We start from the raw sequence: 14,856 nt of genomic DNA, 5'->3' as shown, positions 1-14,856 counted from the left end.
AGGGCAATATTTAACCTTATAATACTGAAAGGAAGGAGATCTCTCCTTCCTTTTGGTAGCAACTTATATCCATCTTACCCTATCATGTAACAATCCATCAGTAAAAGTATTATGCCCCATTACAAAATCCTTCATATATAAATTTAAATACTCACCGTACTTACTTTCTGTATTTAATAACAACTCCTCGACGTAATAAGCACCTTGTTCAAATTGATCTAAAAGTAAACTTGACAAGCCCGCATAAATCCCGCACCCTACCTGAAAATACGTTGCATTCGTTTTATATTTGCGAAAAACTTGGCTACTATTCATCACATTATACATATATGTCTCACTATTTTCATAAACGAGTAACACACCGACCAAGTCCTCTCCAGCAACCTCTTCTTCCGCTGGATTAAACACTTTACGATTCCAGTTCCATAAATCTTCTACTTGATCTAAGTTCTGTCTAATTATATTTGTTGTATACTCGTTAATTCGGTAAAGAAACCCAACTTCCATGTTAAAGTTTTTCCCTAAAATTAATACTTCCTCATGTGGCATTAAACAACCATAAAACTCTTTCTCTCCCAACTTTACTTTATACTCTGAAGCATATACATCCTCATAAAAGTAAAGGGGACGATGATGACTCATATACATCGGATAACTCCAGATCGCTTCATCTAGAAATCGCTCTACTGCCCATGAAGCGTACAGTGTATGAGGCTTTATAAGTTCTGTATCATTCAAAAATGACGTATCATGTTCTACTATATAACATGCTCTTGGCTTTTCATTCGGGCGTTCCTTCATAAGTTCAACAACCATCCATTGAACAACCCCTGGATTCATACCTGAGCCTATAATTGCTTTTGTATTTGTAAATTTCTCTTTTTCCTTCTCAAATCTCGTATATCTTTCCGTAAGCTGAAAGCCAATTAAACTATCGTCCTGATCTACTGCCTCATTTTCCAAGGCTGAATTAATATAACAAATTCCTAGTTCATTACAGCAGCTTAATACTCTAATTGTATCTGCCCCTGAAACATCAATCACAACACTCGTTCTTTTTTCTTTTAAATGTTTTTTAAATTCCACTACATTTTGAAGGTTTATTTCATATATATATAATTGATCTTTCAAATTCGAAAACAATTCATCATAATAATTCCTATCTTTTTGTTTTATATCCACCAAATGAAATTTAGCATTCTTTAATACTTCATAAATTGGATCTTTTTCATTTGCTATCGCTTGATTTAAAATTGCTAAAACTGCTTTTGCTGCTCCACCAGCACTACCAAGTAATGTAATCGATAACGGATTTAGAAACTGCTCCACCAACAAAACCCCTTTAATAAATTAGTTGAGCAGCTCCTCCTCAAAAAATAAATTGAATACATAAAAAGATAGCTCGTACACATTTCTTTATAAATTTGTGCAAAATTTTTCAAAAAAAATCATACCATAATATATTTATGTTCAATTCATTTTTCCCCTCATATTCAAATCGAGCTAAACAAATAGGCTCGACCTTTTCTTCTGCATATAAAAGAAAAAGCCAGCCCTTTTTCAACTAGCTTACGGACAATGGACAGATTTTACATGTTGAATATTTACATACATTTTCGCATCACGTGCTTTTAATATTTCAATATGCCCTTCATCAATTTTCGCCATCTTTCCAATCTTATTAGATTCCTCACCTAAATCGAACACCATGATTTTCCCAGCCATTTTAATAAGTTGTTCTTCAAACGTTCGAGCTAACGTAATATTTAACGGATTTACGGGGAGTTCATTTTTATTGAGGGCATACGGCACTTGGTTTTCTTTATACGGAATTAACCATTTTAAATGTTTTAAAGATATATATACCGTTTTATAAACCGGACTATAAAAAACAATATAATCATTCATCACACTTGTAACATAACCATGTATTGGAGCACTTCCTGCTACATAAACTTCTGTAAAAATTCCTTTAGAAGTACTTAATACTTTTCTCAAAGAAATTGAAGGGGATTCCCTCTTAATTACAGAATCAACATCTGGTTTTAATATTTCTTCGTCATATGGTCTTAAAAACTTATAGTATTGTACATGATATAAAGATATATATACATAGTCTTGTCCATTGTAAAGAACAACGATATCATTTCCTACATCTATTAATACACCTTTAAATCTTTTTTCACCGATTAATTTAACATATATATTTTCTCCAATACTTTTGTTTAACTCATTCATCTATATCCTCCTTCCTATGAATTTCTTCTTACCTGTCTTCCACTTCTAAAAAAATAATCAGGGCAAAGTTCTGTTTTAATAGTAAGTAATTCCTTTTCATACTATCGAAATAAGAAATTTTTCTTCTCTTTCCCTCATAATGCCCCTCTTATTTATTAAACATTATTCATCTTCATTCTTTTTACATTTCACTACTTGACTCACACTCTTAATATGATAATTAATGATATAAATGACTTCGTCGCCGTTTACTAGTGTAATACATTCTTCATGCACTTCACTTAATAATCCTTCCACACACTCTGGACCGCCACGATTAATTTTTACCCACTTATACTTCAAGTCTTTTAATATATCTAGAAAAGTATCCTCATCAGAGCAGAAACATGAACTATAGCAATCGCCACATTTACTTTCTTTCACTTTCTTCACTAGACTCTTCACATGTTTCAACTGATAATATACTAATTCACCATGAGGTAGTTGTAATGTAAGATAGTCTTTTCCTAACGATACGAGCTCACCAACTCGACTTTCTGGTCCACGAAGGTTTACTTTTACAGTCTCACCAACTAAACATTTAATTTGGTCACAGCATAATACATTCTCCAATTTCGTATCCCCCTTTCTAATTATCTTCCTCTACTTGATTGTCTTTGTGCACGAGCACGACCTGAATTATCGCTACTTTCCTTACTATCGTCGCTCTCATCGCTCTCTTCGCATGCTAAAGCATTATAGTTAACACTTTTAATATGCTTTATTGCAATTAATATAATTTCTTCTTTTACGATTAATGTTACGAAGTCACAAGAAACATCTTGCAAAATGCCTTCCACTTTCTCTGGACCGCCGCGATTAATTTTCACCCAGCAATATTTGAAACTTTCAAGTAGTGCTTCAAAATCTTCTGCACAGGCGCAATCTTCCCACTCACAATCACTTGATCCACATTCTTTCGCATTTTTTGTAATACTTTTTAGATGTTTAAGTTGATAGTAATAAAGCTCACCTTTTTCATTCTTCAATACGAAGTAGTCCTGACATACTGATATTATTGTTCCTTTTTGAGATTCTGGACCACCCCTGTTTACTCTCACAAAAGATCCAATTAAGTCTTTCAAAAAATCACAATGAAATAAACTCACGAGAAAACCCCTTCCATTAATTTATAAGCTTTTGCACTGATAGTATATGTATCTGTACAGGTTACGTTCTCTATGTTTGTCCTAGCTAGAAAAAAATATGCTTTTAACATGGTAGACTACTACCTATCAAAATTTGAAGAAAGGCTAAGAACTCCTTATGTTTTTGATATCTTCAAACAAAAAATCCCTTATGAAGATACATTTCTGCATATCTTCATAAGGGATTTCCCATAGTTTAATCTTCGTCTTTAACATCCATATCTTCTGGAATTGGTTCGTTCAATATTTCTTCCACTAATTGCTTATATTTCTCCATTTGTTCTAAATGCGTATTGAATTGTTCTTTATTTACTAAATATTGCTCTCCATCGAATAGCGCACGAATTTTCTTTTGCTGAATTAACTCTTCAATATACGATTTTGGTAAATTCAAATACTCCGCAGTCTCTTCTATTGTTATATACAATGCATTCATTCCTTTATTATTTTTTCATCTATACTGTATCTTACTTTACTTTATTTTTGTAAACAAATAAAAAAGATTTTGTAAATGCAGTTCAAAAAGCAGGTAGATGCATTCCATATATTGTATAGTATTATGTAGTAAGAATTTTTTAAATATAGAATGGTATTACCCATTTACACAAAGGAGAGTTAACATATGGCTACTCGTCACATCATTACAATGTTAGAAAAAACACTACAAGTTGAAACAGAAAACACAATTTCTCATTTGAATGTATCTTTATCTGATCGTTTTCTTTCTCAAAGCACAGCAATACATGAAAACAATTGTTATCATACAATTGGTGAATGGTACAAAAATCATTTCTTATTCCAACAAGATGATTTCCTTTGGGCTAAATATGCCTTCTATGACGCATATTGTGAAGCCATCCAAAAACAAGGTCATCTTACAAAACGCGTCCGTCAAATATTAGAATCATTGGCTCGAAAACACGGAAAACAGTATATTGCTTCTATACTAAATATGCCATTTCCTAATGAACGCGCTAAAGGGACAGCGTAATTTAGCCATGTTCTGTGTAAGCAAAACATAGCTAAATTGTTTTCTAGGATGCTTTACCAATAAAATGTTCATATCATATGAACTGATGAAACCGGTGTCATTATAATGATAGAAAATATAGTAAACAGGAAAACCCCCACGTACATCTCTCATTCACTTGAATAGAGAAATACGTGGGGGTATACTTGTTCCTTATTATTTCATCATCTGCTTAATCAGTTCGCGATTTCTCTTCTTAAATACTTCATTATGAGAAGAAACCATTCCATACTCACTTGCATCTGGTTGGATAAATTGTTTTGCTTTATTCACAGCATTTCCAGCATCTTGGAATGCACCTGCAATTAAGTGTAGTTTCCCTTCGTGCTTTAAAATATCTCCAGCAGCATATAATCCATCTACTGAAGACTCACTATTTGCATTACCTGCAATATAATAATTATCTATAATTGCAACGTCTAACTCACTATTTTCTAATAATGTAATGTCGCGTTCATATCCATGATTAATAATAACTTCATCAATAGGTAAATGAGAAACCTCACCTGTTTCATGATTTGTTAATTCTACATATTCGATCGCTTCATGGTTATCACCAGCAATTAATTTTGTAATCGATGTATTAAAGAAACACTCCGCTGAGCTGTTCATAAGTTGTTTTACTTGTGCTTCATGACCAGATAATTCTTCTTTTCTATAGGTTACATACACTTTTTTCGCAATTGGTTCTAATTCATTTGCCCAATCAACAGCAGAATTGCCTCCACCGGAAATAATAACTGTTTTACCTTTGAAACGCTTTAAAGATTTAACTGTATAATTTAAATTCGATACTTCAAATCGCTCAGCACCTTCAATAGATAACTTTTGCGGTTTCAATATACCACTTCCTGTTGCGACGATAACTGTTTTTGAAAAGTGTTCTTCGCCAGTACTTGTTTTTAATGTAAAAGTACCATCTTGATTACGAATAATCGATTCTACTTTTGTATCTAATACAACTTCCGGCTTAAATGTTAACCCTTGCTGTACAAGTTGTTCAATTAACTTATCACCGGTAACTGGCAATAGTCCTCCTACATCCCAAATCATTTTTTCCGGATACACATGTATTTTTCCACCTAAATGTGGTTGAAATTCTATTATTTTCGTTCTCATTTCTCTGAGTCCACTATAAAAAGCTGAATAAAGCCCTGCAGGTCCTCCGCCTATCACGGTTACATCAAACAATTCTTCTCGATTCATTCGTGCTCACTCCTCAGCTATTAATCATTGATTATCATTCTCAATAAAATATAACCTGTTTCCGCAAAATTTACAATCAAAATTACTATTGACAATACACCTATATAAAATTATATTATTTAAAGAATCAATAGTGATAATCATTATCATTTTGTTAATAATTAGCAAATTTGAGATTACATCTTCTTTCATTAATATAGTTATTACTATATTATAAAATCTCATATTCAAGATTTTTAATAAATTATTTTGCATTACCACTACTATTTCAAAAAGATTGCAGTTAAACAAATTATTGTATACACATATCATCTATGTTAAAGGAGAAAGACGATGAAAAAGTTATTTATTTCACTAACAGTCCTTTTCGTTCTTGTCATGAGTGCTTGTAGCAATGGCTCTACAGACAAAAAGAATGATGCAAAAGGTAGCAAATCAGAAACAATTACATACCAAACTGAAGATGGTAAAAAAATAGAAGTTCCTGCAAATCCAAAACGCGTTGTTGTATTATCATCATTCGCTGGTAACGTAATGTCATTAGGTGTAAATCTTGTTGGGGTAGATTCATGGTCTAAACAAAATCCACGTTTTGATAGTAAACTTAAAGATGTTGCTGAAGTATCAGATGAAAATGTTGAAAAAATCGCTGAACTAAATCCAGATTTAATCATTGGTTTATCAAATGTTAAAAATGTTGATAAGTTAAAGAAAATCGCTCCTACTGTAACTTACACTTACGGAAAAGTTGATTACTTAACACAGCATTTAGAAATTGGTAAGTTATTAAACAAAGAAAAAGAAGCAAAAACTTGGGTTGATGACTTCAAGAAACGCGCACAAGAAGCTGGTAAAGAAATTAAAGCAAAAATCGGTGAAGATGCAACAGTTTCTGTTGTTGAAAACTTCAACAAACAGCTTTATGTATACGGCGAGAACTGGGGCCGTGGAACAGAAATCCTGTACCAAGAAATGAAATTAAAAATGCCTGAAAAAGTAAAAGAAAAAGCATTAAAAGAAGGTTACTACGCATTATCTACTGAGGTATTACCTGAATTTGCTGGTGATTACTTAATCGTAAGTAAAAACAAAGATACTGATAACTCATTCCAAGAGACAGAATCATATAAAAACATCCCAGCAGTAAAAAATAATCGCGTATATGAAGCAAACATGATGGAATTCTATTTCAATGATCCACTTACATTAGATTTCCAACTAGACTTCTTCAAGAAGAGCTTTCTTGGTAAATAATACAAACATGAGGAATTCTTAATTTAAGAATTCCTCTTCCTTTATTCTATGAACAGAAAAGATGTGAAACGAATGACAAAAGATCATGACAATCCACGTTCTATAGCTTTTACATACAAACTAATTTTAAGCTTAATTGCATTCTTTCTTATTTTTACGGTTGCAATGGTATTAGGTGCTGCAGATACTTCGATAAAGGATGTATGGTTAGCACTCACTTCCTCCGCTAAAGGAGACAAAATATCTATTATTCGAGAAATACGTTTACCACGTGAAGTTGCTGCTATTTTTGTAGGAGCTGGATTAGCCGTTTCTGGGGCAATTATGCAAGGATTAACACGAAATCCACTTGCGGATCCTGGATTATTAGGGCTATCTGGTGGAGCAAATGCTGCGCTTGCACTGACACTTGCTTTCAACCCTTCCATCAGCTATCTTTACTTAACATTAGCTTGCTTTATCGGTGCGGCAATTGGCGCAATTATGGTATTTGGAATTGGTATGGTGAAAAAAGGCGGCCTTTCTCCTCTTCGAATTGTATTAGCGGGCGCTGCAGTTTCAGCATTTCTACTCGCAATTTCAGAAGGAATCGGCATTTACTTTAAAATTTCACAAGATGTATCACTTTGGACTGCTGGGGGCGTAATTGGAACAACTTGGAGCCAATTAAAAATTATTATTCCAGTCATTTCAATTAGTATCTTTATCGCTATCTTACTAGCAAAAAAATTGACAGTTCTTAGTTTCAGTGAGGAAGTGGCTATTGGACTAGGTCAAAAAATTATTGTTATTAAAACTATTTTATTTATCATTATTATCTTACTTGCAGGTGCATCTGTAGCGCTTGTTGGAAATATGGCATTTATCGGCTTAATGGTACCTCACATGGTACGCCCAATTGTCGGTCCAGATTACCGATTTGTTATACCGCTGTCAGCAATTGCTGGAGCTTCCTTTATGCTACTTGCAGATACAATCGGACGTACTATTAACGCTCCATACGAAACACCAGTTGCGGCAATTGTCGCGATTGTAGGGTTACCATTCTTCCTATTCATTGTACGTAAAGGAGGAAAAACATTCTCATGATGCAATCTATTTTAAGAAAACAGCGTCTCATTATACTCGCTTTACTTATAGTAATCATCACAACCATTGTAGTTGGAATGGGACTTGGTTCAGCATCTTTATCTTATGATCGACTACTCCCAACATTAATGGGGCAAGGGACTTTTAAAGAGGAGTTTGTTTTATACTCTTTAAGACTACCTAGAATTGTCATTACATTATTAGCTGGTATGGCTCTCGCTTTATCAGGGGCTATTCTGCAAGGAATTACCCGAAATGATTTAGCTGAACCTGGTATTCTTGGTATTAACTCTGGGGCTGGTGTTGCTGTTGCTATTTTCTTTTTATACTTTCCAATAGACGTAGGTTCATTTCTTTACTTACTACCTGTCGTTGGATTTATTGGGGCATTTCTGACAGCTGTTCTAATTTACGTGTTTTCATATAGTAAATCAACTGGACTTCAACCAATACGATTAACATTAACTGGTATCGGTTTTGCATTTGCACTATCTGGAGCGATGATTGTCCTTATTTCATCCGCTGATCGTATGAAAGTGGACTTTATCTCAAAATGGATTGCCGGAAATATTTGGGGAGATGACTGGATTTTCGTTTTAGCAATGCTCCCATGGTTAATCGTATTAATTCCGTTTGTTTTCTATAAAGCAAATCGATTAAACATTTTAGCATTAAACGAACCAGTCGCAATTGGCGTTGGAATTGAAATTGAAAAAGAACGCAGGTACTTATTAGTTGCAGCCGTTGCACTTGCAGCCGCAGCTGTTTCCGTAACAGGAGGAATTAGCTTTATCGGATTAATGGCTCCTCATATCGCGAAATCTTTAGTAGGTCCAAGACATCAAATCTTCATGCCTATCGCCCTTTTAATCGGCGGATGGCTATTATTATTAGCTGATACAATCGGACGAAATATCGTTGATCCTAATGGCATTCCAGCAGGTATTGTCGTTGCTTTAATTGGGGCTCCTTACTTTATGTATTTGTTGCTTAAAAAAGCGTAAAAAATACCCTCAAGATCTTTTCTTGAGGGTGTCTTTGTTTCATTCTACTGCTGCCCATACCCTTCAAACTTCTTCGCCAAATTCTCCATCTCATCTTCTGGCAATAGCTTTGGTTCCCCAATGCTTTTCGTTTGATAATAAATTTGAGCACAAAACTCAATCTCTTCTGCAACAGTAAACGCCATTTTTATATTATTTGCACCAGCAATTAAACCGTGATTTGCAAGTAAAACAGCACGGCGATCAATCATGCCTTCAAAAGCAGCCTCCGCTAATTGCTTCGTACCAAATGTTTCATACGGCGCACAGCGGACATTCGGGCCTGCAAAAGCAATTAAATATGACACAGCCGGAAGCTCCCATCCTAATGAAGCAATCGTCTTCGCGTAAGGAGAATGTGTATGCACAAGCGCATTTATATCTTCACGCTTCCTATAGTAAATAAGGTGCATATCTAATTCACTTGATGGTTTTCTCTCTCCTTCTACTACTTCACCATCTAGGTTTAATATAACTACATCTTCAGGCTTTGTTTCATAATACTCTAAACCACTTGGGCTAATCGCAACAAGACCTTGTTCACGATTAAAGATACTAATATTACCGCCCGTTCCCTTTGTTAAACCACTAGAAATCATTTTCTTTCCATACGCTACAATTTCTTCTCTTTCTTTTTGTAATAACATATACATCCCCCTAAGTATGAAGCTTATGATGACTGACTTTTATATTTATCTACTTATTGAAATAGCTTTTTTAAATTCTCCGTAAATGGTGCCTTTACAATCCCTTTTTCTGTAATAATCGCTGTTACATTTTCATGTGGAGTAACATCAAATGCTGGATTATATACTTTACTTTCTTTCGGAGCAGAATATTGTCCGAAGCGATTAATCACTTCAGAAGCATCTCTTTCCTCGATGGGAATTTCTTTTCCTGTCGGTGTTTTTAAGTCGATTGTCGGCGTTGGCGCTGCTACATAAAACGGAATGTTGTAGTATTTCGCTAAAATAGATACGCCTAATGTTCCAATTTTATTTGCTATATCACCGTTCGCTGCTACACGGTCACATCCAACAATTACCGCATCAATCTTCCCTTGTGACATGACCATAGCTGCCATATTATCTGTAATAACAGTAACGTCAATGCCTGCTCGCTGCAGTTCTAATGCTGTTAACGTTGAACCTTGTAATCTAGGGCGTGTTTCATCAGAATAGATTTTTAAGTCCCATCCTTTTTCTTTCGCTAAATACATTGGAGCTGTCGCAGTACCATACTTAGTTGTCGCTAACGCACCAGCATTACAATGTGTTAATACTCCCATTCCATCATGGAATAATGTTAATGCATGTTCTCCAATTTGACGGTTAATTTCTTCATCTTCTCTATGAATCTCTTTTGCCTCTTCTAGTAATCTATTTTTCAGCTGTGAGATTGATAAGTCAGTATTCGCCGTCGCTACATTCTCCATTCTTTCAAGTGCCCAAAATAAATTTACTGCAGTCGGTCTTGATGTCGCCAAGTATGTACATACCTTTCTTACTTCATCCATAAATCCTTCTTCCGTACCTTCAGCAAATTCCTTTATCCCTAAATACACTCCATAAGCAGCTGAAACACCAATCGCGGGTGCACCTCGTACTTTCATTACTTGAATCGCATCCCACACACTTTCAGCTGTTTTAAAAGATTCATAGACAATTTCATTTGGTAATAACGTTTGATCTAACAAAACTAAAGCATCATCTTTCCACTGAATTGGTATTAATTGCTCTTCCATCATATTCTCCCCTTACTTCGCGTAGTGCATTGACTGTTCTTTTAACGTTTCTACAAAACTTGTGCCCGTTCTATATTGATTCGCTCGTAAAATAAAACCCTTCGCTACTTGAAGACAAATTCGCTCCGCTCTAGCACGTGCTTCCTCATTCCCAATACAAGTAATATCTTTTACTTTCGCTAATCCAACAATACGGCGAATTAATTCCAGACCTGTCACTGCAGCTGTATCCTCTAATACAGATTGCAAATAGACTTCGCTAAAGCCTTCTTCCTTCGCCATAATCTCGGTCACATGAATATCCCAAGCACCTAAAAACTTCTGCTTAAATAAATCAATTACCTCTACCATCGTAGTTTGTAACCAATCCATATACGTATCTTTCTTAGCTCCAGGTGACATCGTTGCATCTGCATTCACCCAAGCAAACATTAAATTCGCCATTACATTCCCAACGTCATATCCCATAGGTCCATAAAAAGCAAACTCAGGATCAATAACCTTTGTAGAATCATCTCTTACAAAAACAGAACCAGTATGTAAATCACCATGAAGTAATGCCTGTGCATTCGTCATAAAAGAAAATTTACGTTTCGCTACTTCCATACGAAGCTCTTTATCACTATAAATATGTTCCCTAATCCATCCCTCATTTAACTGAAATAACTCATTACGCTTATTATGATTTGTAAATGGTTCTGAATATACGAGGTCCTCTGTAATCTCACATAATTCAGGATTTATATAATTCTTCACAAGTTCCTTCTTCTCTTTATGATTCATTACAACATCCGATGTTAATAAAAGTGTATTTACCATAAAAGTAGTTAAGTCGTCAGCAAGCCTCGGAAATATTTGATGATTTATAAGTGCTGTACGTAATATTGTGTGATCCGATAAATCTTCCATTACGCAACAATTCATCACACTATCAAATAAATACACCTTAGGAACAAGTCCAGGTGCTAACTCATCCTCTAACTGCAAAACATCTGATTCTATACGAATACGATTCGTCGATAACTTAAACTCATCTGAAATGCGGGCTGTATCCCCAGCTTGCTTTACGATGACAGACATGTTCTCTTTTTCATCCCAAACGCGGAACACATAATTTAAATTGCCATCACCTATTTCTTTACACTTTAGCCCCTTTGCATGTTCAAACTTAGATAATTTCTCTTTCACATATGCAATCACATCGTTAGCTTCCATTAAAAAATACTTCGTGAACTTAGACATGGTTTCCCCTCCACACTAATTGTAAGCGTTTTCTAAAAGCTATAAAAAATAATGGGATTAAATCTTTCATCCTAAAATATATGATCTTCTTTTTGAAATGTATATCTAGGTTTTATTATATCTTGTTAGCACTTTGAGTCAATGTTTCTAACTATTATCGTAATATACTTCCTAATTATATATTTGAGATGACAAAAATTGTTCAAAAAATTTCCGATTCATTTTATTTTATTTATCACAAAATTCTTTGTAAAATAGAAGTAAGCAGTTCCTTTTCAAAACCACAACTTCTAAGAAATATCTCCTTCCTAAGAAATTAAACTTACACACTATCTCTAACATACACACTAAACTTTCAACTACTCATCTAAAATTTATAGACTTAAAATTACCTTTCCATTCCCTGTTAGTCTTAATTGAGAATAAATATTAATTAAATTGGTATAAAGTTGGTTTATTCTCTTGACAAAATAACCACTTCTATATGATAATTAATATCGAATTAGAATTATTATAGTTAATTAAAAAATATATTTTATGAGCACACTATTTTTTGATGCTCAAAACCAACATTTAGGAGGAATTTTAACATGTTATTAATCGGCACAGAAGTAAAACCGTTTAAAGCTAATGCTTACCATAATGGAGAATTTATCCAAGTTACTGACGAAAGTTTAAAAGGAAAATGGAGTGTAGTTTGTTTCTACCCAGCTGACTTCACATTCGTTTGCCCAACTGAACTTGAAGACTTACAAAACCAATACGCAACTCTAAAAGACTTAGGCGTTGAAGTATACTCTGTATCTACAGACACTCACTTCACTCACAAAGCATGGCATGATAGCTCAGAAACTATCGGCAAAATCGAGTACATCATGATTGGTGACCCAACTCGCACAATCACTACAAACTTCAACGTTTTAATGGAAGAAGAAGGTCTTGCTGCTCGTGGTACATTCATCATCGATCCAGACGGCGTTATCCAATCTATGGAAATCAATGCTGACGGTATCGGCCGTGACGCAAGCATTCTTGTTAACAAAATTAAAGCTGCTCAATACGTACGTAACAACCCAGGTGAAGTTTGCCCAGCTAAATGGCAAGAGGGTTCTGCAACACTTAAACCAAGCCTTGACCTTGTAGGCAAAATCTAAGGAGTTCGATCAAAATGATACTAGATGCAGATATAAAAACACAACTATCCCAATACCTTCAATTAATGGAGAACGATATTTTACTTAAAGTAAGCGCAGGAGACGATAACGTATCTAAAGATATGTTAGCTCTAGTAGACGAATTAGCTACTATGTCATCTAAGATTACAGTAGAAAAAGTTGAATTAGAGAGAACACCAAGCTTTAGCGTAAACCGCCCTGGTGAAAACACTGGTGTCGTATTCGCTGGTATTCCATTAGGACACGAATTTACATCATTAGTGTTAGCTTTACTACAAGTAAGTGGACGCGCTCCAAAAGTTGAACAAAAATTAATCGATCAAATTAAAAACATTCAAGGCGAATATCATTTTGAATCTTATATCAGCCTAAGTTGTCATAACTGTCCTGATGTTGTACAAGCTCTTAACGTAATGAGCGTTCTTAACCCTGGTATTACACATACTATGATTGATGGCGCTGCATTCAAAGAGGAAGTAGAAAGCAAAGACATTATGGCAGTACCAACTGTTTACCTAAACGGCGAATCTTTCGGAAGCGGTCGTATGACACTTGAAGAAATTTTAGCTAAAATGGGTAACGGTCCAGATGCATCAGAGCTTTCTGATAAAGATCCATACGATGTTCTTGTTGTTGGTGGCGGCCCTGCTGGTGCAAGTGCAGCAATTTACGCAGCACGTAAAGGCATCCGCACTGGTATCGTTGCTGAGCGCTTCGGTGGTCAAGTAATGGATACTATGGGCATTGAGAACTTCATCAGCGTGAAAAAGACTGAAGGTCCTAAGCTAGTAGCAAGCCTTGAAGAGCACGTAAAAGAATACGACATCGATGTAATGAATCTACAACGTGCGAAACGTTTAGAGAAAAAAGAACTTATTGAAGTGGAACTTGAAAACGGCGCTATTCTGAAAAGTAAGAGCGTAATCGTTTCTACAGGTGCTCGTTGGCGTAATGTTGGCGTACCAGGTGAAGCTGAGTTCAAAAATAAAGGTGTAGCATATTGCCCACACTGTGACGGTCCATTATTCACTGGAAAAGACGTAGCAGTTATCGGCGGAGGTAACTCTGGTATTGAAGCAGCTATCGACTTAGCAGGTATCGTTAAGCACGTAACTGTTCTTGAATTCATGCCAGAATTAAAAGCTGATGCTGTATTACAAGAGCGTCTTAACAGCTTACCAAACGTAACTGTTCTGAAAAACGTTCAAACGAAAGAAATCACTGGTACTGATAAAGTAAACGGTATTTCTTACATCGATCGTGAAACTGAAGAAGTTCATCACGTTGAGTTACAAGGTGTATTCGTACAAATCGGTCTTGTGCCAAACACAGACTGGTTAGGCGAAACAGTTGAACGCGTTCGTGGTGAAATCGTAACAGACAAGCACGGCGCTACAAACGTACCAGGAGTGTTTGCTGCAGGTGACTGTACAAATAATCCGTACAAACAAATCATCATCTCTATGGGTTCAGGTGCAAACGCAGCTTTAGGTGCATTTGATTACTTAATCCGTAACTAATAAAAAAGACGCGCTACTGGTCATCTCCCTGTCAAGTAGACAGTAATAAAAAGAGTATTATGCCACGGCCTTTTCCCGATATTCTATCGGGGAAAGGCCGTGAAGTTTTTCTTGGAACCTTTCTGTAT

The 14,856-nt window shown here is 35.3% G+C and carries 16 protein-coding genes; 6 read left to right on the top strand and 10 right to left on the bottom strand.

The genetic code is table 11. The features are described from left to right. Nucleotides 1–63: 63 nt before the first annotated feature. The 5 genes from MR136_RS24835 to MR136_RS24815 form a co-directional block, all read right to left on the bottom strand. A complete protein-coding gene (locus tag MR136_RS24835) occupies nt 64–1,329 on the bottom strand; it encodes a hypothetical protein (protein WP_000434666.1) in 1,266 nt (421 codons plus the stop codon). Between the two features lie 240 nt (nt 1,330–1,569). Next, nucleotides 1,570–2,238, bottom strand: coding sequence for an LSm family protein (locus MR136_RS24830; RefSeq protein WP_001004274.1), 669 nt, complete (start codon nt 2,236–2,238; stop codon nt 1,570–1,572). Between the two features lie 162 nt (nt 2,239–2,400). Next, nucleotides 2,401–2,850: a PI-PLC domain-containing protein gene (locus MR136_RS24825; protein ID WP_017673757.1), complete on the bottom strand. Its 450-nt coding sequence runs from the start codon at nt 2,848–2,850 to the stop codon at nt 2,401–2,403. Nucleotides 2,851–2,870: 20 nt separating this feature from the next. Then, on the bottom strand, nt 2,871–3,386 hold the full coding sequence (locus MR136_RS24820; RefSeq protein ID WP_017673756.1) for a hypothetical protein: 516 nt from the start codon (nt 3,384–3,386) through the stop codon (nt 2,871–2,873). A gap of 235 nt (nt 3,387–3,621) precedes the next feature. Beyond that, nucleotides 3,622–3,861, bottom strand: coding sequence for a helix-turn-helix domain-containing protein (locus tag MR136_RS24815; protein WP_002025240.1), 240 nt, complete (start codon nt 3,859–3,861; stop codon nt 3,622–3,624). A 186-nt stretch (nt 3,862–4,047) separates the two neighbouring features. Between MR136_RS24815 and MR136_RS24810 the strand changes: the two genes are divergently transcribed. Then, nucleotides 4,048–4,416, top strand: a complete 369-nt coding sequence (locus tag MR136_RS24810; RefSeq protein WP_016121517.1) for a hypothetical protein — start codon at nt 4,048–4,050, stop codon at nt 4,414–4,416. A 195-nt stretch (nt 4,417–4,611) separates the two neighbouring features. On the opposite strand, the gene MR136_RS24805 is transcribed toward MR136_RS24810, so the two are convergent. Further along, nucleotides 4,612–5,661 (bottom strand): NAD(P)/FAD-dependent oxidoreductase, encoded by a 1,050-nt coding sequence (locus tag MR136_RS24805; protein WP_001078299.1) that lies wholly within the window; start codon nt 5,659–5,661, stop codon nt 4,612–4,614. A 333-nt stretch (nt 5,662–5,994) separates the two neighbouring features. Here MR136_RS24805 and MR136_RS24800 point away from each other — a divergent pair, with 333 nt between their 5' ends. Genes MR136_RS24800 through MR136_RS24790 form a run of 3 tightly spaced genes read left to right on the top strand, consistent with a single transcriptional unit; the run spans nt 5,995 to nt 9,008 of the window. After that, complete coding sequence (locus MR136_RS24800) at nt 5,995–6,915, top strand: iron-hydroxamate ABC transporter substrate-binding protein (protein WP_000732585.1); 921 nt, start codon at nt 5,995–5,997, stop codon at nt 6,913–6,915. Nucleotides 6,916–6,963: 48 nt separating this feature from the next. Continuing rightward, nucleotides 6,964–8,004, top strand: coding sequence for a FecCD family ABC transporter permease (locus tag MR136_RS24795; RefSeq protein WP_031312273.1), 1,041 nt, complete (start codon nt 6,964–6,966; stop codon nt 8,002–8,004). Continuing rightward, nucleotides 8,001–9,008: a FecCD family ABC transporter permease gene (locus MR136_RS24790; RefSeq protein WP_000983752.1), complete on the top strand. Its 1,008-nt coding sequence runs from the start codon at nt 8,001–8,003 to the stop codon at nt 9,006–9,008. The genes MR136_RS24795 and MR136_RS24790 overlap by 4 nt, the downstream gene beginning before the upstream one ends. 44 nt (nt 9,009–9,052) lie before the next feature. Here MR136_RS24790 and MR136_RS24785 read toward each other — a convergent pair whose 3' ends face one another. From MR136_RS24785 to mtnK, 3 genes are read right to left on the bottom strand one after another with little or no spacing between them, the layout of a single operon-like run. Further along, complete coding sequence (locus MR136_RS24785) at nt 9,053–9,694, bottom strand: L-fuculose-phosphate aldolase (RefSeq protein ID WP_000926557.1); 642 nt, start codon at nt 9,692–9,694, stop codon at nt 9,053–9,055. 53 nt (nt 9,695–9,747) lie between these two features. Continuing rightward, nucleotides 9,748–10,794 carry an S-methyl-5-thioribose-1-phosphate isomerase gene (gene mtnA / locus MR136_RS24780; RefSeq protein ID WP_031312272.1) on the bottom strand — a complete coding sequence of 349 codons (1,047 nt, stop codon included), beginning with the start codon at nt 10,792–10,794 and terminating at the stop codon, nt 9,748–9,750. A gap of 9 nt (nt 10,795–10,803) precedes the next feature. Then, the gene (gene mtnK, locus MR136_RS24775; protein ID WP_242259657.1) at nt 10,804–12,033 is read right to left on the bottom strand and encodes an S-methyl-5-thioribose kinase; all 1,230 of its coding nucleotides are present in this window, start codon (nt 12,031–12,033) and stop codon (nt 10,804–10,806) included. A gap of 590 nt (nt 12,034–12,623) precedes the next feature. Between mtnK and ahpC the strand changes: the two genes are divergently transcribed. Together ahpC and ahpF are read left to right on the top strand one after the other, a co-directional pair. Beyond that, the gene (gene ahpC, locus MR136_RS24770) at nt 12,624–13,187 is read left to right on the top strand and encodes an alkyl hydroperoxide reductase subunit C (RefSeq protein WP_000924420.1); all 564 of its coding nucleotides are present in this window, start codon (nt 12,624–12,626) and stop codon (nt 13,185–13,187) included. A 14-nt stretch (nt 13,188–13,201) separates the two neighbouring features. Continuing rightward, a complete protein-coding gene (gene ahpF / locus MR136_RS24765) occupies nt 13,202–14,728 on the top strand; it encodes an alkyl hydroperoxide reductase subunit F (protein WP_000599508.1) in 1,527 nt (508 codons plus the stop codon). Between the two features lie 57 nt (nt 14,729–14,785). Here the strand turns inward: ahpF and MR136_RS28695 are convergent. After that, nucleotides 14,786–14,856: IS3 family transposase (locus MR136_RS28695; RefSeq protein WP_325782447.1), on the bottom strand; the 71-nt coding region annotated here is incomplete at its 5' end.

This window comes from Bacillus cereus group sp. BfR-BA-01311 (assembly GCF_022664295.1).
GTDB lineage: Bacteria > Bacillota > Bacilli > Bacillales > Bacillaceae_G > Bacillus_A > Bacillus_A cereus.
Note: the sequence above shows the minus strand (reverse complement) of the source record. Positions and strands in the feature narration are given on the sequence as shown.

Bases quoted from the DNA above. Each gene is read 5' to 3' on its own strand.
- MR136_RS24830 (WP_001004274.1), bottom strand. From the start codon at position 2,238: ATGAATGAGTTAAACAAAAGTATTGGAGAAAATATATATGTTAAATTA.
- MR136_RS24815 (WP_002025240.1), bottom strand. From the start codon at position 3,861: ATGAATGCATTGTATATAACAATAGAAGAGACTGCGGAGTATTTGAAT.
- MR136_RS24810 (WP_016121517.1), top strand. From the start codon at position 4,048: ATGGCTACTCGTCACATCATTACAATGTTAGAAAAAACACTACAAGTT.
- MR136_RS24805 (WP_001078299.1), bottom strand. From the start codon at position 5,661: ATGAATCGAGAAGAATTGTTTGATGTAACCGTGATAGGCGGAGGACCT.
- MR136_RS24800 (WP_000732585.1), top strand. From the start codon at position 5,995: ATGAAAAAGTTATTTATTTCACTAACAGTCCTTTTCGTTCTTGTCATG.
- MR136_RS24795 (WP_031312273.1), top strand. From the start codon at position 6,964: ATGAACAGAAAAGATGTGAAACGAATGACAAAAGATCATGACAATCCA.
- MR136_RS24790 (WP_000983752.1), top strand. From the start codon at position 8,001: ATGATGCAATCTATTTTAAGAAAACAGCGTCTCATTATACTCGCTTTA.
- MR136_RS24785 (WP_000926557.1), bottom strand. From the start codon at position 9,694: ATGTTATTACAAAAAGAAAGAGAAGAAATTGTAGCGTATGGAAAGAAA.
- mtnA (WP_031312272.1), bottom strand. From the start codon at position 10,794: ATGATGGAAGAGCAATTAATACCAATTCAGTGGAAAGATGATGCTTTA.
- mtnK (WP_242259657.1), bottom strand. From the start codon at position 12,033: ATGTCTAAGTTCACGAAGTATTTTTTAATGGAAGCTAACGATGTGATT.
- ahpC (WP_000924420.1), top strand. From the start codon at position 12,624: ATGTTATTAATCGGCACAGAAGTAAAACCGTTTAAAGCTAATGCTTAC.
- ahpF (WP_000599508.1), top strand. From the start codon at position 13,202: ATGATACTAGATGCAGATATAAAAACACAACTATCCCAATACCTTCAA.